Genomic DNA, 20,454 nt, shown 5'->3' with positions numbered 1-20,454 from the left:
TGTCGGTATCCAAGACCGGTGCGCCCAGCTCAAGGTGAACAGGGTCGCAGACCCAGGAGGGCCGAGCCAGGGGCATGGCATGCAGTGGATTCGTCCGCTTCATGGCATGCCCTGGGATGTGGTCAGAGATCGTCCGGCGGGGACAGGAGTCGGCCCTGCTCGGAGAGCTTTCGCCATTGGCTGGGGGTGGTGCCGTAGGTCTGTCGGAAGCGGCGGGAGAAGAAGGCGGGGTTGGTGAAGCCCCAGCTGCGGGCGATGGTGTCGATCGTGCGGTGCGCGTGTGCGGGGGCCGCGAGGTCGGCGCGGGCACCCTCGAGACGGCGACGGATGATCCACTTCTCGAGACTGACTCCGCCGTCGTCACACAAGCGGTACAGCGTCCGCACGGAGGTGTTGTGCGCCCAGGCGATCCGCTGGGGCGTGAGGTCGGGTTCCCTCAGATGGGCACGGGCGTAGGCCAAAACTCGGGTGAGGAGGGTTTCCCTTGCGACGGCCCGGCGGGTGGGGTCGTCGCCGGCGACCGACACCACCCAGGCTCGAACGAGTTCCATGGTGGCGGAGGCCAGGGCGTCGGCTTCGGGCCCCCTGTTGATCTGGTCGGCGATGCGGTGGACGCCGAGCACGTGGTGGATGAGCAGCCGTCCGAGGGGGCTGTGCTCGAGCGTCGGGATGGATGTGCGGATCGTCTCCTCGGGCAGGCTGAGGCGTTCGGTGCTGAACATCAGGGCCAGCGTGCTGCCGAGGCCGGACCACCAGTACTCGTACCCGGCGGGCATGTGGTGCATGGTCGCGCTGTTCGGGCCGATGCGCTGGCGATGGTCGGCCCAGGCGAAACCGCCGGCTCCCTGGCGGTGAATGTTGATCGCGACGGTATCCATCGCATCGCGCCGGGCCTGGCGGAGCGAGCGGGAGATGCGCATCCCTGTGCCCTGGGTGTGGAAGAGCGTCACCGGGCCGAGGTGCCAGAGTTCGACTCGTTTCCAGACCGCATCCTCGGTCTCCTCCTCGTGGACGGAGGAGACGCCGCCTTCACCGGCGGCCACCGCCTCGAAGGCCGCGATCCGGTCACCGACTGAGAGATCGTCTGTGTCGAGGACGAGCACGATGCCTCCCGCGCCGGGCAGCGCCAGGTCGCCGCCTAGGACGTAAGTGTCCGCCGTGTAAAGCTTTGCGGGCAAAGATGCGTGTACGCAACACAGGCATGTGCACGCGTCTCCCGTGACGCGCGGCGCAGCAGATGCGCATGTGGGTGCGGCCTGGCCTTGGCACGCAGGGGACAGGCTCTGGCAGGCAGGGTAAAGCCGCCTGTCGATGCCCGTGCCAAGCTCCCGCACACGTCCTTCACAACTACGGGGTGAGGCGGAAAGGGCGGGTTCTGCGGCGCCCCGGTCACCGGTTGGGAGAAGCCCATGCCCTTCGTCACCGCATTCGACGACGCCCAGATCTACTACAAAGACTGGGGAACGGGCCGTCCTGTCGTCCTCAGCCATGGCTGGCCGCTGAACTCCGACAGCTGGGAGGCCCAGCAGCTGTTCCTGGCCACCCACGGCTACCGCGTCATCGCGCACGACCGGCGCGGCCACGGCCGCTCCACCCAGACGTGGAACGGCAACGAGATGAACACCTACGCCGACGACCTGGCCACCCTCATCGACACCCTCGACCTGCGTGACGCCACCCTGGTCGGCTTCTCCACCGGCGGCGGCGAGGTCGCCCGCTACGTCGGCCGCCACGGCACCGCCCGGCTCGCCCAGATCGTGCTCGTCTCCGCAGTCCCGCCATTCATGCTCAAGACCGACGACAACCCCGGCGGCGTCCCGATCGAGACCTTCGACGCCCTCCGCGCCGACTCCCTCGCCGACCGCTCCCAGCTCTACCACGACCTGGCCGACGGGCCGTTCTTCGGCAACAACCGGACCGGCGCCGAGGTCTCCCCCGGCATCCGGGAGGCGTTCTGGCGCCAGGGCCTGCAGGCTGGGCACCGGGGCGCCTACGAGTGCATCGCGGCCTTCTCCGCCACCGACTTCCGCACCGACCTCGATGCCATCGACGTACCCACGCTGGTCATCCACGGCGACGACGACCAGGTCGTGCCCTTCGAGGTCGGAGGCAAGGCGTCCGCTGCCCGCATCAAGAACGCGACGCTGAAGGTCTACCCCGGCGCCCCACACGGCATCACCGACACCCACAAAGAGCAGCTCAACGCCGACCTGCTGGAGTTCCTCAATTCCTGACGGAACAACGTCCGCGTCCCCGGCCACCCTCCGGGCACGCCCGAGCACAGGAGCCACCGCATGAGCTTCAGTGATCCGCGGCCTCGCCGCCGTACCGTCAGCGCGTGCCTGCTCGCCGCCGCACTCGTGGCCGGCGTGGGCGGCGCGGTCGCCCCCGTCTCCGCCACCACGGCGCACACGAGCGGCCCCAAGCCGACCGTCGTCCTCGTCCACGGCGTATTCGCCGACGCCTCCGGCTGGTACCAGACCACCGCCACCCTGCAGAAGGCCGGCTACCCGGTCATCGCCGCCGCCAACCCGTTGCGCGACCTGAGCGGCGACTCGGCCTACGTCTCCAGCATCCTCGACAGCATCGACGGCCCGGTCATCCTGGTCGGCCACTCCTACGGCGGCGAGGTCATCACCAATGCCGCCCGCGGCCACGCAAACGTCAAGGCCCTCGTCTACGTCGCCGCGTTCGCGCCCGACCAGGGCGAGAGCGCGCTGCAACTGGCCGGCAAGTTCCCCGGCAGCAAGCTTCCGGACGCCCTGATCACCCGCGACTACCCGCTGGAGGACGGCAGCACCGGCACGGACGGTTACATCGACCCGGCGAAGTTCCGCGAGGTATTCGCCGCCGACCTGCCCTCCTCCCAGACCCGGCTGATGGCGGCCGCGCAACGTCCCGGCAGCGTGGGCGGTTTGGCCGGCCCCAGCGGCACACCGGCCTGGAAGAACCTGCCGTCCTGGTATGTCATCCCCACCGCGGACAACGTCATCCCGGCCGCCGTGCAGCGCTACATGGCCGAGCGCGCCCACAGCCGCACCGTCGAGGTCAAGGGCGCCTCCCACGTCGTGATGATGTCCCGCCCCGACATCGTGGTCCGCCAGATCCTCGCTGCCCACCAGGCCACTCGCTGAGGAGCACACCGATGCAACCCGACACCATCGTTCTAGTCCACGGCTTCTGGGTGACACCGCGCGCCTGGGAAGGCTGGATCGCCCACTACCAGGACAAGGGCTTCAGGGTCATCGCCCCGCCCTACCCCGGCTTCGAGGCGGAGGTCGAGTCCCTCAACGCAGACCCGACCCCGATCGAGACCGTGACCGTCCCCGCCATCGTCGCCAGCCTGGAGAAGGTCATCACCGAGCTGGACCGGCCGCCGATCATCATGGGGCACTCCGCCGGCGGCGCGTTCACCCAGATCCTGCTCGACCACGGCCTGGGCGCCGCCGGAGTGGCGATCAACTCCGCGCCCACCGAAGGCGTGGCCGTCGTACCGCTGTCCCAGATCCGCTCCACCTTCCCGGTGCTGAAGAATCCGGCCAACCGCCACCGCGCCGTCGGCTTCGACTACAACCACTGGCGCTACGCCTTCACCAACACCTTCCCCGAAGACCAGGCCCGCGCCACCTACGAGCGCTACCACATCCCCGCCCCCGGCAGCATCGTCTGGGGCAGTGCCCTGGCCAACATCCACCCCGGCCCCACCGACACCCACGTCGACTACCACAACACCGGCAGGGCGCCGTTGCTGTTCTGTTCGGGTGACAGCGACCACCTCATGCCGCCCAAGGTGCAGCAGTCCAACGCCAAGCACTACAAGGCCGAGGGCACCGTCACCGAAGTCACGGTGTTCCCCGGCCGCTCCCATCTGATGCCCGCCCAGGACGGCTGGGAAGAGGTTGCCGACTACGCCCTGGACTGGGCCCTCGCCCACGCCTGATGCGAGAATCCCCCGTCCCGTGTCTGCAGCCGCTGGTCAGGCAGCAGCTTCTGCTTGGAGTGTCGCTTGATCGCCGAGTTGGCTGAGCTGGCTCACCAGGCGTCGGGGCCGCCTGGCCCGGCCAGTGCGTTCGATGAAGTACTGGCCGGTCACATCGGCGTGTTCGGTGTCGTGGGTGAACACGTGCCAGACCACGATCAGGATCGAGTGTTCCAGCGCGACCAGCGCGCGTTTCTCGCTCCCGCGGCGGGCGACGATGCGCCGGCAGCGGGCGGCGAGATAGGTGTCCTTGGTGCGCGGCGCGGAGACGGCGGCCTGGCCGAGGGCTGCCTTCAAGCAGGGGTCGCCGTGCCGGGTCTTGCCGCTGCCCGTCCGGCCGCCGGACTGGTGATAGTCCGGACAGACGCCGGCCCGAAAGGCCAGGTCGGCCGCGCGGGGGAAACGGCCGATGTCGTCACCGCTCTCCGCGAGGATCACTTGTGCCGCGCGGGCCTCGACGCCGGGGATGGTCACGAGCAGTTCGATCCGGCGGCGAACGGGCTGCTGCAGCATCACCTCGATATGTTCGCTCAGACGGGCCTCGGTGACGGTGCAGGCGTCGATGCGGTCCAGCATCGCCCGGGCCAGGAAGGCGTGATGGGCGGTCAAGTTGCCGGTCAGGACCTCCTCGACGAGGGCGTCGGTCGTGCGGCGCATGCTGCCCTTGGCCAGGTCCGCGAGTGCGTGGGGGCCGCGTTCACCGGCCATAAGGGCTTCGCGCATGGCCCGGCCGGAGACGCCCAGGCTGTTGGAGACGGTGGCCGACTTGCGGCCGTGCACCGACTTCATGGGGCGGGCGTTGAGCAGCCAGCACACCAACTCGTGCTCCATCAGATAGAACACGGCCTTCCAGTACACGCAGGTGGCCCCGGTACGGACCACGCTGACGGGCTCGGCGAGCAGCCAGTCCCGCATCGTCGGCAGAACGAACGTCATCGCGGAGAACGTCCGCACCTCACTGCGGCGCCGGTTGCCGGCACTGCTCGGGACGCGGATGCAGACCTTCACGTCGACCTTGCTGAAGTCGATCCCCGCGCAGCGCTCGTGGATCACTTCCATCCCGTCGGCATCCCCTTCGGTCGTCGGCCGCGAGCGCGCGATCGTCCGGCAGGGGTCCGGCAGGCGGAAGTCTGATTCACGTGCTCGGAGCAACACATCCGCAGGGTGCCTGTCGGTGGCCCCTAGCGTCCTACTGACCGACGGGCTCGGAACGCCCCAGGGCGAGACGACGATCCGCCGGACGACCACGCACCGATCTTCACGCACACAGAATGTCGCCGTCAGGCGACCGGACTACTGACCCCGCCCGCGGCACACACTGGGCCCGGGCGGGCACCCTCCCGCCCGATCCCGGGCAAGGGAGCCTTCGCATGAGCGACCTGCGTATCACCCACATCGGCGGCCCGACCACCCTCATCGAGACGGGTGGCTGGCGGCTGTTGACCGATCCCACTTTTGACCCGCCCGGACAGCGCTACACCTTCGGCTGGGGCACCGCCTCCCACAAGTCCGCCGGGCCTGCCCTCGCCATCTCCGACCTGCCCCCGATCGACGCCGTCTTGCTCAGCCACGACCAGCACGGCGACAACCTGGACCGCACCGGACGCCATGTCCTGCGCACCGCCCAGAACGTCCTGACCACCCCGGCCGGCGCCCGCCGCCTCGGCCGGGGAGCCCACGGCCTCGCCCCGTGGACCGTGCACCGCCTGCACGGCCCACATCGCCCCACCCTCACCGTCACCGCCACTCCGGCCCGCCACGGCCCGCCCCTGTCCCGGCCTCTGACCGGGCAGGTCACCGGCTTCGCTCTCGCCTGGGAAGGCCAGCAGCACGGCGTACTGTGGATATCCGGAGACACTGTTCTGTACCGCGGCGTACGGGAGGTAGCCCGGCGCCTGACCGTGGGCACCGCGCTGCTGCACGTTGGCGGCGTGCGCTTCCCGATCACCGGACCGGTCCGCTACACGATGACCGCCGCGCAGGGCGTGCACCTGTGCCGTCTGCTGCTACCCCGCACCGCCATCCCCGTCCACTACGAGGGCTGGCACCACTTCCATGAAGGCCGCGACGCCATCGAGCACGAACTCGCCCGCGCGCCCGCCGACATCCGCAACCGCTTCCGCTGGCTACCCACCGGATCCGCCACGGACATCAGTGCCTGATCCGTGTCGTGCCACAACCCGACGAACCCCCGCACCCGCAACGACACCACGACGAACTTGCCCGCCGTCGGCAGATCACGAGAAAATCACAAGCAGGAACGGTGAATTCGTACCGCCAGCACTCCAGGCCTCGGCGTGAAGTGATCTTGTCCGGTTCCATCAGGTGAGGCCGAGTAGGCCAGGGGCTGGCGGTAGTCGCGGCCGTGTGCCGGAGGGCGGCTGCGATGTTCTTCTGGCCGTTTTGTCTGTGCAGGCCGATAGCCAGATTACGGAGACTGGCCAACGTCCGCGGAAGTTGAGCGGTACGGATTCTGGAGTCGTCCTCGCGAAAGGTCCGGTCACGGACGTGGTGGAGGAGCTTCTTCCCCCCCTGCCCTCTGATCCAGGACGCGAGCTGAGCGCCGGTGGCCGAGCCGGGCGGCAGGCTGGAGATCAGGTAGACACGTTCGATGGACAGGTTGCCCGAGCCGAAGTCTCGTCCCCAGCCCACGGCTTGGAGGGCCTGCCGGGCGTCGGGGTAGCCGAGGTGGGCGAACGCGGCGGTCTTCAGCCGACGGATCTCGTCGCGGTGGTGGGCCCGGGTGCGCTCGTAGTGATCGAGCGTGATCTCACGCCAGGGCAGGGTGCGGACGTGGTCGAACAGGCCGGGGTGGTTCCTCACGACGGCGATGCAGGGGGCTCCTCGCGAGCGCAGCCAGGTGCCGTGGCCGTGCTGGGTGTCCAGGCCGTCCGCCGTGATCACGGCATGGCCGAGGTCGGCACCGCTCAACAGCGGTGCGAAGGAGGGGATTTCGTTGCTTCTGTCGGCGACCTGACACTGCGACAGGACCACTCCGCAGTGGGCCATCGCGGACAGCAGTCACGGGAAGCAGCGCCTGATTGGAGCCGGCAAGGCTCTCACCCCCTCGAAACAGCACCGCGTGCGGTACAGGCAGGAACAGAGCGACTTCAGCGCGCTGGGTGAACGCCCAGGACCCGAACTGCACTCCGTGGCCGGAAGGGATGATGGTGCCGCACGGCCGCGGGAAGTTGCCGATAGCCATGGCCAGGGCGTTGGTGGTCAGGGCCGCAGTGGGCGAGGCGTCGATCGACCAGCCCACCACGCGTCGCGAGAACGTGTCCAGGACGACGCGCAGTACACCTTGCCTTCCTGTTTCTCCAGGTCAACGTCCCTCCATGCCCTCGTTGAACTCGCCGCCACCCCCTGCCTGCGGCGACGCTTGGTCGGCCTGTCGCACTCGAAGCCGAAGTGCACGCCCCCAACATCAGCCGATGCGGCCGCTGGCGTTCACCGGCTCGAACATGAGGCCGATGAACGGGTCCTGCGCCTCGACGCCCGAATGGGCGGTACGCGGCGGGGCAGGCTGAGGGAGCGTCCACGCACTCCCCCTCGGCGGCAGGAGACCGGCAGGTGTTACGTGTTCACTTCACCGCGGCAGACCTCGCCAGGACCCGGGTGGCCGCGACCATCGGCGTCGCGGCCGAGGTCTACTACAGCCTAGAGCTGCTGAGAGGCAACCGGGTGCCTACGCACCTCCAGACCTGGCGCTCGGCGGTCGCGGGCAGGACGGGGGCCGACACCCGCCCCTTGACGTCCCTCATTCCGACGCGCGGTCCCGGACTTGATCTGCTGGCCCTGACGGGCGACGTGCCCTCTCTGGACCACGCCGTGGACAATCTGCTGCACGCCCCGGTGTCCCAGCTGCGCCGCGAGATCGAGTGCCTTGACTACCGTCCCGGACAACTGCCGTGGGCCAAACGGGTGGCGGAGGGCGACCGAGACGCGCTGCGGGAGTTGGCCAAGGCGCTGCGCGCCTGCCACCGACTGACCGTGGAGCCCTACTGGGACAGAGGACGGTCCGAACTGGTCGCGCTGTCCACCCGTGGCGCGAACCTGGTGCTGGAGGGAGGCGTCGATCTCCTGCTGCGCTCGATCTGTGCACCACTGGTCCGCTGGCGTCCGCCGGTGCTCGAAGCCCCCTACCCGCGCCGAGTCGATGTGCACCTGCAGGGGCGGGGACTCATCATCACGCCCACGGTCTTCTCGAAACACCCGGTGAGTTTCCTGTGGGACCCGCTCGACACCGCTCAGCCACCCCGCCTGACCATCCCGGCCCTCCGCCGGCCACTGACCGGCACCGGAGCGGCGGAATCGGACGGAGCGACCGTCCGGAGCCTGGAGTCCCTGCTCGGCCGCACCCGAGCCGCCGCCCTGCGAGTGACGGCGGAAGGCTGCACGACGAGCGAACTCGCCCGCCGCCTCAACGTCACGGCCGCCGCAGCCAGCCAGCACGCGACCGTACTGCGCGACACGGGTCTCATTACCACCAGCCGCCGCGGCGGCTCCGTACTCCACCTCATCACCCCGCTCGGGACGGCTCTGCTGTGGACCGGTGCCTCGACGCGACCGTGACAGCGCGAGGATGCCGCGAACGAACGGCGCCACCCCTGTCACCCACCACCGAACAAGCACACCGAAGGGTGTGAGGTATTGCCACATCCACCGCCCTGGCAGCCCTTTTAAGCGGTGGCTTAAAGGATGGGCAGCGGAAGGTCGACCTGCCCAGGATGTGAGGCGACAACCGACGCGTCCCGTTCTGGAGGACCACTTGAAGACCCCACTCGCCACCGCCGTCGGCGCCGCCGTTCTGACCGCGGCCACCGTACTGGGAGCGCCGACCGCGGGCGCGCAGACAACGGCCTACCCGACCACGCCCATCACCGGCGTCTCGTATGGCGCCAGCTACGTCAGCGGCACTCTGACCTGGTACAACCGGTCGGTCGGGATCGACGGAGCACTCCGGGCCGTCGGCTGCCGCAGGGCGTGGGTCGGCACCTACGACGCCTCAGGTGACCTCCTCGGCGCCAGGAGCACCAGTACCAAGTGCGACGTGACGTACTCGCTCAACGACTTCCCGCCAGTCCCCGCAGATGTGCCCGGCGGGGCCGCGTCCGTCGTCGTCTGCCTTGACGACGCCAGCGCGTTCCCACTCGATTGCGAGGCGTTCTACCGGCCCTGACCACTCCGACCACTCGATAAGTGACCTTGCGCCGACACACATACCCGGCCCCGGGGCGGAACGGCACGCGCCGCCCCGGAAGCTGATCCCGTCGCCGGACGAAGCACTCTGCAGCGCAGGCGGCTTCGAGGGCTCGGAGCAGACGCGCCGATACATCGCCGACGAGCGCCCGGCGCGACCATCACCATGGTCAGGAAACCCTGCTCGAAGAACGTGTACTCGACGCCGCCGTATCCAGGACACCCGACGCGTCCTCGGCGACGATCACAGCCCCCTGCTCCAGCCACCGTCGAATGCGATTGACGGCGGCGATCGCGACACCGTCCGCGGAGCGCCCCGCACGCGCCTCAAGGTCACTGTCGGGCATCCCGTTCTCCATGACCAGCATCCTGGCACCGCAGGGATGCCCAAGGGGACCTATTACCCCAGAAACGGGCGACCTGGTCATCGGCCGCTGCTATAAACCCACCATGACCAGCGTGACTTGGGCCAGTGACGTGACCGATGCGGCGGGGGCGGTCGGGGCGATCGCCGCTGTGGTGGTGGGGATCGCCGCGATCTACTGGGGGTACCGAGCCAACGTGCCACGGCGCAGGGCCGAGTACTCCTTCGAGATCACCCCGCTCCTGACGGGCGGGGTGAGCGACGTGTCCGTGTACCGGGGAAGGGAACAGCTCAGGAACCCGCACACCATGACCCTCAAGCTGAACAACGTGGGGCACTGCGAGTTCGAGGCGGCCCATTTCAACGACAGGCCCGTCGAGTTCGCGCTCGGGTCACGCATCGTCGCCAAGCTGGACGAGGGAACCGGGGACCACCGACGGGTCCCGCCCGCGGACTTCACCCACGACACCCTGTACGTCCGGCCGCACGTGATCCACAAGGGTCAGCGGATCACCTACAAGTTGCTGCTGGACGGCCCCGACCCGGTGGTGACGCCGCGCCATTCGCTGAGCGGCGAACTCCGGGTCGAGCCGTGGGCGACCAGGGCCGTCCGGCGCTGGCTCGTCGGGATCGTGCTGGCGGCGGCGTGTGTCTGGGGCGGCCTTCTGTGGACGATCTCCGACACCAAGGCGGAGACCCGCTCCAAGGTCCAGGACATCGCGGAAGCCTCGTATCTGACCGGGATGCGCGACGCGCATCTGCTGTGCCGGCAGTTGCCGGACGGCTGCGCGACCCGGACACCGGCCGGGATGGGCGTCCTGCCCGAAGGGTTCGGTCAGGCGAGGTAGTCCGCGCCTGACTCGTCGTCGGGTTCGAAGGCACCGTCGGGGATGACCCAGAACTCGTTGCCCGCTCCTGGTCTGCATCAGGTCCCAGAAGGCGGCGGCACTCACCCCGACCATCCGGCCGGTCGGCCCAATTCACTCGGTCAATAGTGCTTGCCGGACCCAGCGCAATGGGACGTGAGGGGGCGGGTCGGGGCGTCGGCGATCGTGTCGCGTGCGGCCCGCAGGCGGAGGTGTTCGGCTCCGGTGAGCTCGTGCACCGGCCCGGTGGATGTCAGACAAGGTCCACCCTGGCGGGTACCAAGTCGCGGTGGCCGACAACCGCCTTGCGGCAGGGGCGTGACGCGGGCGTCTTCCAGGACTGTGCCCCCTCCACGCCCTGCGCGCATGGCCCATCCCCTCGCCGCCGACGGCCAGGCTCACCCCCGCTCCGCTGCTTCGCCGCATCGACCGCCACCTGCGGCTGCTGTCGCTAACCAGCGGATCGCTCAAACACCTTGCGCGCTACCACCGCGAACCACGCGTCAGGGATCAATGGAACGAGTCAGGGACGGGGGATGACGCTGTAGTCGCGGGGGTCGAAGCGTGCCACCTGTGTGCGGAGCCGGTCGGTGGACCAGGGCCAGCTGAAGCTGTTGCGGCCGTTGGCGTCGAGGTAGTAGCTGCGGCATCCACCGGAGTTGTAGACGGTGCCCGCGAGGGCGGCCTGCAGCTCGGTGTTGTAGGCGGTCTGCACATCGCGGCGTACCTCGACCGAAGCCCACCCCTGGGCGCGTGTTGAACAGATCGCGCCGACGGCGAGATCGAGCTGGGCTTCGAGAATGCTGAACGCGGAGCTGTGTCCAGTGCCCAGGCCGGGACCGAGAAGCATGAACGCGTTGGGGAACCCGGCGGTGACGGTGCCGAGGTACGCCTCGGGTGAGCCCTGCCAGTGGTCGGCGAGGGAGCGTCCGGCTCCGTCGTGGAGGAGGTTCGCCAGGGGCATGTCGAGGATGTGAAAGCCCGTGCCCAGGATGATCGCGTCCACTTCGGCGCTGCTGCCGTCGGCGCCGAGCACGGTGCCGCCGTCGATCGTGCGGACGGCGCAGGCGTGCAGGTCCACATTCGGGCGGGTCAGGGCCGGGTAGTAGTGGTTGGAGAACAGGATGCGCTTGCAGCCGATGGTGTAGTCGGGGGTCAGCTTGCGGCGCAGTTCGCGGTCGCGGACGGTGGCGCGCAGGTGTGCGTGTGCCACGGCCTGCACGGCGCGCAGCAGCGAGGGCCTGCGAAATCCGCGGCCCAGGAGCTCCATGGCCCGGTATTCCAGGGTGGCCATCGCGGCCCGGGCGCCGGGCACCTGTCGCATCATCCACCGCTCTGCCTTCGGTATGCGGTGGTCCGGCTTGGGCAGCACCCACTGGGCGGTGCGCTGGAACAGGTGCAGCCGGTCGACCTGCGGGGCGATGGCCGGGACGAACTGCACGGCCGATGCCCCGGTGCCGAGCACCGCGACCCGCTTGCCGCTCAGGTCGTAGTCGTGGTTCCAGCGCGCGGAGTGGAACACCTCGCCGGGAAACTCCGCGAGGCCCGGGACAGCGGGGATGAGGGGCTCGTTCCACGGCCCGGCGCCGGCGATCAGGAACCGGGCGGTGAACTCGCCGGCATTGCTCTGGATCCGCCACCGCGCCGCATCGGGCTGCCAGTGGGCCTCGGTCATGCGCACCCCGAACCGGGTGTGCTCGCGCAGGCGGTGCCGTTCGGCGATCCCTTTCACGTAGGCGAGGATCTCCGGCTGATGCGCGTACACCCTCGTCCAGTCCGGGTTCGGCGCGAACGAGTAGCTGTAGAGCCGGGACGGCACATCGCACTGGCAGCCCGGATAGGTGTTGGCCCGCCACGTGCCGCCGAAGTCGTCGGCGGCCTCGATGATCAGGAAGTCCCGGATCCGGGCCTCACGTAACCGGACCCCCGCGCCGACCCCGGAGATGCCGGCGCCGATGACGATGACGTCGAAATCTGCGCTCATGCCGTGGTGCTCCTGTCGAGGGCTCGCTTGACACGGTCGGGGGCGGTACGCAGAGAGATGTCGAGGGTGGCCGGGCGGCGGGCGAGGTCCATGAAGTTGAAGCCCATGACGGCCAGTTCCTCGGCGCCGGGCTCGATCCGCACGACGCGGGTCCCTGCCGCCCGCAGCAGGTGTTCCTCCGCGTCGAGGGTGCGGGTCATCCAGCGCCTGACGACGCGTTCCAGGCGGCTGAGCCCGGTGGCTGGGGCGCCACCGGACGTCGTCATCGGGGCGATGATCACCACCTCGTCCAGGCCGAGCGGGGCCACGAGGTCGGCCGACGTCGGCGACACCGTCCCGCCGTCGAGGTAGGCGCGCCCATCGATCCGTACGGGAGGGAACCAGCCCGGAATCGCCCACGAGGCGGCGATCGCGCTGCCGATGTCGGCGACGGGGGCGTCGGGCGAGCCGAACGCGACCCGGCTGCCTGTGCGGGTCTCGGTCGCCACCAGCCACGTACGTGACGAGTCGAGCCACGTGCGGCCGTCGGCCAGCGCGGCGCCGAAGCCCCGCAGCCACCCCGCATCCCCCCGGCCGCGCGGCAGGAGACCGAGCAGCCCCGACCCCAGCGGCACACGGCCCCGGGCGGCCGCCGCCGTCAGGCCGGCGCCCGGCAGTCCTGGCCACGGAACCGGTGGCAGGGCGCCCGGGTGCGCGCCGATGTGCTGGACGAGCAGCGGGTCCGCGTCGGGGCGGTCCTGCAGTGCCGCGAGCAGGTCGCGGACCGACCGGCCGGATCCGAGCGCGGATACGACCTCCGCCCCGGTCGACGTCCCGACCAGCACCTCTGCCGTGCGGGCGTCCCAGCCGAGCTGCTCTTCGACCGCGGCCAGCGCCGCAACGGCCCATGCGAAGCCGAGGGTTCCGCCGCATCCGACGACCAATCCGCGTCGTTGACTCCCCGTCATGGATTCTCCCAGTATTCGGATTCCGAGGGAATCCGAAAGCTAGCGGTATCCTCCGGGGGTGGCAAGACTGACCCGGGCCGAAAGCCAGGCCCGCACCCGCGAGCACGTCCTCGACACCGCGTACACGCTCTTCCTGAGCGACGGCTTCACAGCGACGTCCATGGAGCGAGTCGCAGAGGCGGCGGGCTACTCGAAGGGGGCGGTGTACTCCAACTTCGCGACCAAGAACGAGCTGTGCCTGGCCGTGCTCGACCGCATCGCCGCAGAACAGGTGACTCAGCTGACCGCCGCGATGGGCACCGCGCCGCGCTTCGAGGACCGGATCGCGGGATTCGCCCGCTGGGCCGACGAGACCATCGGCGACAGCTCGTGGACCTCGCTGGAAGTGGAGTTCGCCACCGCCAACCGCCACGACACGCAGGTGTGCGAGCAACTCGCCCAACGTCGACGCACCGTCACCGACGCGCTCGCGGACCTGATCCGGGCACAGGCGGACGAACTCGGCATCACCCCTGCCCTGCCCACCGACACCGCCGCCCTGACCCTGCTCAGTCTCGGCATCGGGCTGGGCGTCCAGCGCGCCTTCGACCCAACCGTCCCTGTGCAGCCCATCGTTGACCTGCTGCGCAGCGTGATGAGCGGGCGCCTCTGAGGGTGCCGATGCCCCTGCGCCGAGCGTGCGGGCACCCGGTTAGGAAGGGCGGATCGGAGACCGGCGAGGCAGATCCGTATTGCCGAGGCGCGGGGGCGGCGCACCGCTCACGGAGCTGACTGTGGCGTGCGCCAGCGGATCCGGGCACAAAAGAGTCCCGTTCCCGGAGCCCTCGACGTACGCCTCAACAGCCAGGTGACCCAGCAGCAATAGCGCACATCGCGCGACGCCTGGGAGTTCCTGCAGCACAGCCCGGCGGAACGAGGTGAGGTGTAACGCACACCGGGGCCACTCCGTCAGCACAGGCGCAGCCAAGAACATACCTTCCACCGCACGGTTGAAGCCCCCATGGCGCCTTGGCTGCGGGTGATTCCCCACCCCGGACGGTGCGCAACTCCGCACCGAGTGGCCGGAGTTGCGCGGACGCCGACCGAGACCGCGCTCGGCCTTCTTCAGGACGCCTGGGCCCGCGGCGGGCTGTGCCACCAGGCGACCGCCTCCGAGAGCATGTCTCCCGCGCCGCGGGCCGCGTCCCTGGCGATCGCGCTCACGCGGATCCATTCGGCGAAGTACCGCCGCCAGGACAGTCACTGCGCGAGGCATTGGGCAAGCGCCACGGCCTCCGCGCGTACCGCTCTTCCTGGGCCTACCGCACCGCGGCCACCAGGCCCAATCGCTCGCCGTCCAGCCACGCCAGCGCCTACCGCCTGAACAATGCTGCCCCATCCGCCTCCACAAGCGGATGAGTCATCCGCTTGTGTTACCGTGGCCATTAACCGGATGACCTATCCGAATCACTAGGGTGGAGGAGCGCATGGGGAAGACAGCTGTGGTCACGGCCGGGACCGCCGGCATCGGCTTGGAGACAGCTCTGGGACTGGCTGCCGCCGGATTCTCGGTCACCGTGGTCGGCCGCAACCCCGTTCGGGGTGCCCGGGCGGTCGAGCGGATCGACGCGGTGAACCCGGCTTGCCCTGGCCGGTTCGTGCCCGCCGACCTCGGCTCGCTCGACGGCGTGCGCGTGCTCGCCGGACAGATAGCCGACGAGCATGCCGCCTCCGGCGAACCGCTGACCGTACTGGTGAACAACGTCGGGGCGATGTTCGCGGATCGACAGGAACTGGACGGCGTGGAGGCGTCGTTCGTCGTCAACCACCTTTCGCCGTACCTGCTGACGGAACTGCTGCTGCCCACGCTCACGGCCGGTGCGCCGAGCAGGATCGTGAACGTGACCTCGGCTGCGGTCGGTGTCGCCAAGCGGGTGTTCGATGCCGTCGAGCCGCCCGGCGGCTACTACGGCTTCCACTGGTACGGCCGCGCCAAGCTCGCGAACCTCGCCTACACCCTCGACCTGGCGGCGCGGCTCGACGGCACCGGCGTCTCCGTCTTCGCCGCCGACCCCGGAGGCGCTGCAACCGACATGACCAACGGCACCATGACCGACCCGAAGATCGTCTCACCGGCCCTGAGGTTGCTGTGGCCGCTGGTGCGCCGCAAATTCGAACGCTCCACCGCGGGCCCCGCATCCGAGGCCGCGAAGTCCTCCATCACCGCCGCCACCGACGAGTCCCTGGCGGGCCGGACCGGCATCGTCATCGGCGCCACGGCACGCCCGGCAGCGCCATTGCGCGCGGCCACCGACCCTCGCGTCGCCGATGCCGTGCGGCGACTCAGCCGGCAGCACGCGCCCCTCGTGGCGCCCTAACCCGCCAGGCCCGGCCCGGCATGGCCAGCCACGGACGGCGCGACCATCCGGATGAGCCATCCGATTAGCATGTCCCCATGACGACGACACCACTGCGCAAGGACGCGGCCCGCAATTGGGACCGGATCGTGGCCGTCGCCCGCGAGCTGGTCGACCAGGGCACGCCGTTGCAGCTCAACGACGTCGCCCGCCGCACCGGACTCGGAGTCGGAACCGTCTACCGCCACTTCGCCACGCCCGAGGCGCTCCTGGAGGCCGTCGCCACCCCCCGCCTGGAGGCCCTGACCGCCCACGGCAGGCAGGCGCTGGCCGACACCGACGCCTGGCGGGCGCTGGAGACCTTCCTGACCCTAACCGTCGAGGCGCAGGTCACCGACGCCTCCCTGGCGCCGGTCGCCGCCGCCTCCGTGGACGCCCTGCCGCGCACCACGGAACTCAAGGAGTCTCTGTGGTCGACAGGCACCGCACTCCTCGACCGGGCCCGCGCGGCCGGGGCGGTCTGTCCCGACCTGGCCGCAGCCGATCTGGTCCCGCTCATGTGCGGCATCGCCCACGCCGTAGACGTACGCGGCGGCGATCCCGCAGACCGGATCGACAACGCGCACCGCTACCTGGCCGCATTGCTCGGCGGCCTGCGAGCCACACCAACAACGGTGTGAGATCTCCCCTCTGCCGCAACCGGGGTAATGCCTGCGCCCAGCAGCAACGCCGAGCTCCTCCGGCACACGTCCACGACCGCCCTCCCCCTGGGGAATCGCGACGGCAGGGATGGGGAATTCCGTGACGCGAAACCGGCTGAAGCTGAGGAATTACGTGGGTTGTGCATCCGTGCGCTAACGGCGCATGGCGTGGTGGACGCCGTCGCCCCTCAGACGGCTGTCGCGGAGGATCTTCCAGGTCTTCATGCGGGCGGCCTGGACCTGCTTGTGGGACTTGCTATGTACCTGCTTCCGGTCCGGAAGGCCACTCTGGCCGCGCTTGCGGCGATGCGGGACGACCAGTCCGGTTCCCGGGTAGCCACTGTCGGCGATCGTGATGGTCTTGCCGACGGCGGCCTTGGCGACGGGCTCCTCCCATGCCTTGCAGTCGTGAGGTGGAAGCGTCACTTGGAGCCGACTCCGCCGCGATCGTCATCACCGCACTGGCACGACGTTCGCAGGTGGCACATGGGCGGGCTGGGCAGGGGCCGGCCGCGGAAGGTGGGAGACGTCACGAAGGGCTCGGCGGTCGGATCCACCCAAGGGACCGCTGCACGGCTCGCTGCCAGCAGTCGTACTCCCAGTCCCGCCGTTCGGGATCCATGTCCGGCAGCCACTGGGCGGCCCGGTGCCAGTTACGGCGCAGGATGGCCAGATCCGGCCAGTAGCCCACGGCGAGGCCGGCGGCGTAGGCCGCGCCCAGGGACACCGTCTCGGCGACCAGGGGCCGGACCACGGGCACATCGAGCACGTCGGCCAGGAGCTGCATGAGCAGGTGGTCGGACGTCATGCCTCCGTCCACCTTGAGCTCCTTCAGGGCGAGCGCGGAGTCGGCGTTCATGGCGTCGATGACCTCGCGTGTCTGCCAGGCAGTGGCCTCCAGGACGGCTCGGGCCAAATGCCCCTTGGTGATGTAGGAGGTGAGCCCGACGATGACGCCTCGGGCGTCGCTGCGCCAGTGGGGTGCGAACAGGCCGGAGAAGGCGGGGACGATGTAGCAGCCGCCGTTGTCCTCGACAGTGCGCGCCAGGGTTTCGATCTCGGGTGCGCTGTTGATCAGGCCCAGACGGTCACGGAACCACTGGACCAGCGAACCGGTGACGGCGATCGGGCCCTCCAGGGCGTAGACCGTGGGCTGCTTGGCGATCTTGTACGCGACGGTGGTGAGCAGCCCGTGCCGGGACCGTACGAGGTCGGTACCGGTGTTCATCATCAGGAAGCTGCCGGTCCCGTACGTGCATTTCGCCTCACCGGGAGAGAAACAGGTCTGTCCGAACAGAGCCGCCTGCTGGTCGCCCAGGGCCGCCGCGATGCGCACGCCCGGCAGCACAGTGCGGGCCTCGCCGTAGCTCTCGGCCGAGGAGCGGATCTCCGGCAGCATCGCTCGCGGGACCCCGAAGAACTCCATCAACAAGTCATCCCAGGTCAACGTGCGGATGTCGATGAGCATCGTACGGCTGGCATTGGTGGCGTCGGTGATGTGCAGGCCACCGTCCGTACCGCCGGTGAGATTCCAGATCAGCCAGCTCTCCATCGTGCCGAACAACACCTCGCCGTCCCGGGCGCGCTGCTCCAGCCCGGGTACGTGGTCGAACAGCCAGCGGATACGGGGGGCGGAGAAGTAGGTCGAGGGAGGCAGACTGCAGCGTTCGAGGAAGAACTCGTTCCCGGGCTCGATCCTCAGGTCCTCCACGAGCGGCGCGGTGCGGGTGTCCTGCCAGACGATCGCCCTGCCCAGCGGAACGCCGGTCCGCCGGTCCCACAGCACGGTCGTCTCCCGCTGGTTGGCGATGCCGACGGCGGAGATCTGTCCGGGGTCGAGGCCGGCGTTGGACAGTGCCTCGGGCACGATGCGCTGGAGATTGCGCCAGATCTCGACGGCGTCGTGCTCGACCCACCCGGGCCGGGGGAAGTACTGCCGATGCTCCCGCTGGGCGACCGACACCAGCCGTCCGCTGTGGTCGAACAGAATGCATCGTGTGGACGTGGTGCCCTGGTCGATGGACATCACATACCGTTCAACCATGATCGGGCCTGCTTTCCGATGGGTCACTCAGGCGCTGGGACCTACCAGCGGGCCGCGCCCAGGTCTCTGGAGATCGCCCGTGCCGCTTCCCGCAGCAAGGTGATCAGGGCCGGTTGAGGTCGGCCTTTGGTGTCGCAGATCCGCTCGACGGGGCCGGAGACGCCGATCGCGCCCACCACGAGACCGCCCTGCCCCCGGATCGGTGCGGCGACCCCGGCTTCGCCCATGCTCATCTCCTGCACCTCGGCGCCCCAGCCGAGGTCCCGGATTTCGTCGAGCGCCCGGTTGAGGTCGTCCGGGAGGACCAGGGTGTGCCGGGTGTAAGCCTCCAGTTCGGTCTCCAGCAGAGGGTCGACCGGCGCGGTGCCGAAGGCCAGCAGGACCTTGCCGAGCGAGGAGGCGTGCAGCGGCAGCAGCGCGCCCACGTCCAGAGTCTGGAGGGTGTCGTCCGGCCGGAACACGTGGTGGATGACGAGCACTCTGCCCTCCAGCGGCGTGCCCAGGCGGACGGTCTCCCCGCTGCGGCCGGCCAGGGCGTCGGCCCAGTTGAGGGAGCGCGAACGCAGTTCATTGACATCGAGGTAGCTGGTGCCGAGGTGCAGCAGCGCGCCGCCGAGCTGGTACTTCCCGGTCGCTGGGTCCTGCTCCACGAAGTCCACGTGTTGCAGCGTGCGCAGAATCCCGTGGGCTGTTCCCTTGGCCAGCCCGAGGGACGACGCCACCTCACCGAGGCCCAGCCGCCGGGAACCGCCGGCGAGCAGACGCAAGATCGCTGCCGCCCGTTCTATGGACTGGACGGGGCCGGTCATGAAGCGATAGTAGTCCGATTTCACCTCAATTTAGACCCGCGTTCGGTAATGCCGACCGCTGTTCGTTGACCGGCCCCTATTTCCCTCCTTAGCGTGTCATCACGCCCGGCTCCCGGCCGGGCCGCTTGCCTGAGGAGGGCCCATGATCATGGCGCAGCTCGGCACCGCGCCTCGCGGGGAGGTGGAACACATCCTTCCGGTGCCGCACGCCGCGGAGGCGGTCTCATCGCTACGTCGACATGTACGCGCGGTCCTCACCGACTGGACGCTGACGGGCGACGTCCTCGAAGACGTGCTCCTGGTGGTCTCGGAACTGCTCACCAATGCGATCGTGCACGCCCTGCCGCCGGCGACGCTGAAGCTGACGCGGGGCTCGGGGGATCAGCACGGTGTCGTACGCGTCGAGGTGACCGACACCGGACCTGCGGCTCCGGCAATCGTGCCGACGGCTGCCTGTGACCCGGACGAGCACGGCCGAGGTCTTGGCATCGTCACCACGCTGTCGGTTCGGTGCGGCGTGCGAGCGCACTCCGGCGGGACCAGCCGGTGGGCAGAGGTTTTCGTGGGGTTCGGCGGGTCGGGCGGAACCGTGGAAGGCGTCACCGGGGCGTGACGGCAGGTCGGCCCTCGCTACCAGGCTGAAGCCTCATGCCCCAGCAGCATTTCGCTGCCTGACCTGGTCTTTCCGCCGGGTGGCGGGACCTCGAACCGGACGACCGCTTCCTGACCGTCGGTCACCGCTTCGGCCGAGTCGAGCTCCGCCGCCGCATGCGGGACCACGTGCGCGGACTGCTCGCTCCGGTCGCCCGCGAGAACGGCTGGCCGCTGGCCGAACAGGCCGGCCACCGCACGCGCGACGGCCTGCGGCACCTCCTCGCCGGAGCGAAGTGGGAGCCCGATGACATCCGCGACGACCTGCAGGAAGACGTCGCCGGCAAACTCGGCGAGGCCGACGGCGTCGTGATCATCGACAACACCGCGTTCATCAAGAAGGGCACCACCTCCGCCGGGGTCCAGCGCCAGTACTCCGGAACTGCCGAGGCGTGTATGTCGATTACTGCTCGATGCTGGGTGTTGGCGGGAGAATGAGGTGTGACTGCGGGTGCGTGCGCTCGGGCCTCGGTTATGGCACTACGAGCGAAGTTCGATCAGTTTCTTGCTCCCGCTGAACGGCGTCGGCGGATCTACCTGGCCAGCGAGGCAGCCGCGCTTGGCCACGGCG

General features: G+C 69.5%; 18 protein-coding genes and 2 pseudogenes. 12 read left to right on the top strand and 8 right to left on the bottom strand.

Going from position 1 to position 20,454, the window contains the following annotated elements:
- Window positions 1-122: 122 nt before the first annotated feature.
- Window positions 123-1,178, bottom strand: coding sequence for a helix-turn-helix domain-containing protein (locus ACWDRW_RS24930; RefSeq protein ID WP_451726251.1), 1,056 nt, complete (start codon window positions 1,176-1,178; stop codon window positions 123-125).
- A gap of 231 nt (window positions 1,179-1,409) precedes the next feature.
- Here ACWDRW_RS24930 and ACWDRW_RS24925 point away from each other — a divergent pair, with 231 nt between their 5' ends.
- Genes ACWDRW_RS24925 through ACWDRW_RS24915 form a run of 3 tightly spaced genes read left to right on the top strand, consistent with a single transcriptional unit; the run spans window position 1,410 to window position 3,940 of the window.
- On the top strand, window positions 1,410-2,234 hold the full coding sequence (locus ACWDRW_RS24925; protein ID WP_451726250.1) for an alpha/beta fold hydrolase: 825 nt from the start codon (window positions 1,410-1,412) through the stop codon (window positions 2,232-2,234).
- 60 nt (window positions 2,235-2,294) lie between these two features.
- Entirely contained in the window at window positions 2,295-3,134 is an 840-nt protein-coding gene (locus tag ACWDRW_RS24920) for an alpha/beta fold hydrolase (protein WP_451726249.1), read from the top strand.
- Between the two features lie 11 nt (window positions 3,135-3,145).
- Window positions 3,146-3,940 (top strand): alpha/beta hydrolase, encoded by a 795-nt coding sequence (locus ACWDRW_RS24915; protein ID WP_451726248.1) that lies wholly within the window; start codon window positions 3,146-3,148, stop codon window positions 3,938-3,940.
- 36 nt (window positions 3,941-3,976) lie between these two features.
- On the opposite strand, the gene ACWDRW_RS24910 is transcribed toward ACWDRW_RS24915, so the two are convergent.
- Complete coding sequence (locus tag ACWDRW_RS24910; RefSeq protein ID WP_451726265.1) at window positions 3,977-5,038, bottom strand: transposase; 1,062 nt, start codon at window positions 5,036-5,038, stop codon at window positions 3,977-3,979.
- Window positions 5,039-5,349: 311 nt separating this feature from the next.
- Between ACWDRW_RS24910 and ACWDRW_RS24905 the strand changes: the two genes are divergently transcribed.
- Complete coding sequence (locus ACWDRW_RS24905; RefSeq protein ID WP_451726247.1) at window positions 5,350-6,141, top strand: MBL fold metallo-hydrolase; 792 nt, start codon at window positions 5,350-5,352, stop codon at window positions 6,139-6,141.
- On the opposite strand, the gene ACWDRW_RS24900 is transcribed toward ACWDRW_RS24905, so the two are convergent.
- Window positions 6,131-6,973, bottom strand: coding sequence for a hypothetical protein (locus ACWDRW_RS24900; RefSeq protein ID WP_451726246.1), 843 nt, complete (start codon window positions 6,971-6,973; stop codon window positions 6,131-6,133). The genes ACWDRW_RS24905 and ACWDRW_RS24900 overlap by 11 nt on opposite strands.
- Before the next feature lie 579 nt (window positions 6,974-7,552).
- On the opposite strand from ACWDRW_RS24900, the gene ACWDRW_RS24895 reads away from it, so the two are divergent.
- The 3 genes from ACWDRW_RS24895 to ACWDRW_RS24885 all read left to right on the top strand — a co-directional run bounded on the left by ACWDRW_RS24895 (window position 7,553) and on the right by ACWDRW_RS24885 (window position 10,393).
- Window positions 7,553-8,554, top strand: coding sequence for an ArsR/SmtB family transcription factor (locus tag ACWDRW_RS24895; protein WP_451726245.1), 1,002 nt, complete (start codon window positions 7,553-7,555; stop codon window positions 8,552-8,554).
- A gap of 196 nt (window positions 8,555-8,750) precedes the next feature.
- Window positions 8,751-9,161 carry a hypothetical protein gene (locus tag ACWDRW_RS24890; RefSeq protein WP_451726244.1) on the top strand — a complete coding sequence of 137 codons (411 nt, stop codon included), beginning with the start codon at window positions 8,751-8,753 and terminating at the stop codon, window positions 9,159-9,161.
- 470 nt (window positions 9,162-9,631) lie between these two features.
- On the top strand, window positions 9,632-10,393 hold the full coding sequence (locus tag ACWDRW_RS24885) for a hypothetical protein (protein ID WP_451726243.1): 762 nt from the start codon (window positions 9,632-9,634) through the stop codon (window positions 10,391-10,393).
- A gap of 541 nt (window positions 10,394-10,934) precedes the next feature.
- Here ACWDRW_RS24885 and ACWDRW_RS24880 read toward each other — a convergent pair.
- Both ACWDRW_RS24880 and ACWDRW_RS24875 read right to left on the bottom strand, forming a co-directional pair.
- Window positions 10,935-12,395, bottom strand: coding sequence for a flavin-containing monooxygenase (locus ACWDRW_RS24880; RefSeq protein ID WP_451726242.1), 1,461 nt, complete (start codon window positions 12,393-12,395; stop codon window positions 10,935-10,937).
- The gene (locus tag ACWDRW_RS24875) at window positions 12,392-13,342 is read right to left on the bottom strand and encodes a patatin-like phospholipase family protein (protein ID WP_451726241.1); all 951 of its coding nucleotides are present in this window, start codon (window positions 13,340-13,342) and stop codon (window positions 12,392-12,394) included. The genes ACWDRW_RS24880 and ACWDRW_RS24875 overlap by 4 nt, the downstream gene beginning before the upstream one ends.
- 58 nt (window positions 13,343-13,400) lie before the next feature.
- On the opposite strand from ACWDRW_RS24875, the gene ACWDRW_RS24870 reads away from it, so the two are divergent.
- The 3 genes from ACWDRW_RS24870 to ACWDRW_RS24860 all read left to right on the top strand — a co-directional run bounded on the left by ACWDRW_RS24870 (window position 13,401) and on the right by ACWDRW_RS24860 (window position 16,358).
- Entirely contained in the window at window positions 13,401-13,994 is a 594-nt protein-coding gene (locus tag ACWDRW_RS24870) for a TetR/AcrR family transcriptional regulator (protein ID WP_451726240.1), read from the top strand.
- An 814-nt stretch (window positions 13,995-14,808) separates the two neighbouring features.
- Window positions 14,809-15,699: an SDR family NAD(P)-dependent oxidoreductase gene (locus tag ACWDRW_RS24865; protein ID WP_451726239.1), complete on the top strand. Its 891-nt coding sequence runs from the start codon at window positions 14,809-14,811 to the stop codon at window positions 15,697-15,699.
- A gap of 77 nt (window positions 15,700-15,776) precedes the next feature.
- A complete protein-coding gene (locus tag ACWDRW_RS24860) occupies window positions 15,777-16,358 on the top strand; it encodes a TetR/AcrR family transcriptional regulator (RefSeq protein WP_451726238.1) in 582 nt (193 codons plus the stop codon).
- A 174-nt stretch (window positions 16,359-16,532) separates the two neighbouring features.
- On the opposite strand, the pseudogene ACWDRW_RS24855 reads toward ACWDRW_RS24860, so the two are convergent.
- The 3 genes and pseudogenes from ACWDRW_RS24855 to ACWDRW_RS24845 form a co-directional block, all read right to left on the bottom strand.
- Window positions 16,533-16,790: pseudogene (locus tag ACWDRW_RS24855) on the bottom strand (IS5/IS1182 family transposase); the annotation flags it as partial.
- 118 nt (window positions 16,791-16,908) lie between these two features.
- Complete coding sequence (glpK, locus tag ACWDRW_RS24850; RefSeq protein WP_451726237.1) at window positions 16,909-18,423, bottom strand: glycerol kinase GlpK; 1,515 nt, start codon at window positions 18,421-18,423, stop codon at window positions 16,909-16,911.
- 41 nt (window positions 18,424-18,464) lie between these two features.
- A complete protein-coding gene (locus tag ACWDRW_RS24845; RefSeq protein WP_451726236.1) occupies window positions 18,465-19,232 on the bottom strand; it encodes an IclR family transcriptional regulator in 768 nt (255 codons plus the stop codon).
- Between the two features lie 142 nt (window positions 19,233-19,374).
- Here ACWDRW_RS24845 and ACWDRW_RS24840 point away from each other — a divergent pair, with 142 nt between their 5' ends.
- Window positions 19,375-19,845: an ATP-binding protein gene (locus ACWDRW_RS24840; RefSeq protein ID WP_451726235.1), complete on the top strand. Its 471-nt coding sequence runs from the start codon at window positions 19,375-19,377 to the stop codon at window positions 19,843-19,845.
- Window positions 19,846-19,955: 110 nt separating this feature from the next.
- Window positions 19,956-20,270 (top strand): annotated as a pseudogene (locus tag ACWDRW_RS24835) (transposase); the annotation flags it as partial.
- Window positions 20,271-20,454 lie beyond the last annotated feature (184 nt).

It is taken from the genome of Streptomyces sp. NPDC003635 (assembly GCF_053587635.1).
The sequence above is the reverse complement of the archived record's forward strand: the minus strand, read 5'-3'. Positions and strand labels throughout refer to the sequence as shown.

Coding starts and splice junctions, on each gene's coding strand:
- ACWDRW_RS24925 (WP_451726250.1), top strand. CDS start 1,410: ATGCCCTTCGTCACCGCATTCGACGACGCCCAGATCTACTACAAAGAC.
- ACWDRW_RS24920 (WP_451726249.1), top strand. CDS start 2,295: ATGAGCTTCAGTGATCCGCGGCCTCGCCGCCGTACCGTCAGCGCGTGC.
- ACWDRW_RS24915 (WP_451726248.1), top strand. CDS start 3,146: ATGCAACCCGACACCATCGTTCTAGTCCACGGCTTCTGGGTGACACCG.
- ACWDRW_RS24910 (WP_451726265.1), bottom strand. CDS start 5,038: ATGGAAGTGATCCACGAGCGCTGCGCGGGGATCGACTTCAGCAAGGTC.
- ACWDRW_RS24905 (WP_451726247.1), top strand. CDS start 5,350: ATGAGCGACCTGCGTATCACCCACATCGGCGGCCCGACCACCCTCATC.
- ACWDRW_RS24885 (WP_451726243.1), top strand. CDS start 9,632: ATGACCAGCGTGACTTGGGCCAGTGACGTGACCGATGCGGCGGGGGCG.
- ACWDRW_RS24880 (WP_451726242.1), bottom strand. CDS start 12,395: ATGAGCGCAGATTTCGACGTCATCGTCATCGGCGCCGGCATCTCCGGG.
- ACWDRW_RS24875 (WP_451726241.1), bottom strand. CDS start 13,342: ATGACGGGGAGTCAACGACGCGGATTGGTCGTCGGATGCGGCGGAACC.
- ACWDRW_RS24865 (WP_451726239.1), top strand. CDS start 14,809: ATGGGGAAGACAGCTGTGGTCACGGCCGGGACCGCCGGCATCGGCTTG.
- ACWDRW_RS24860 (WP_451726238.1), top strand. CDS start 15,777: ATGACGACGACACCACTGCGCAAGGACGCGGCCCGCAATTGGGACCGG.
- glpK (WP_451726237.1), bottom strand. CDS start 18,423: ATGGTTGAACGGTATGTGATGTCCATCGACCAGGGCACCACGTCCACA.
- ACWDRW_RS24845 (WP_451726236.1), bottom strand. CDS start 19,232: ATGACCGGCCCCGTCCAGTCCATAGAACGGGCGGCAGCGATCTTGCGT.
- ACWDRW_RS24840 (WP_451726235.1), top strand. CDS start 19,375: ATGATCATGGCGCAGCTCGGCACCGCGCCTCGCGGGGAGGTGGAACAC.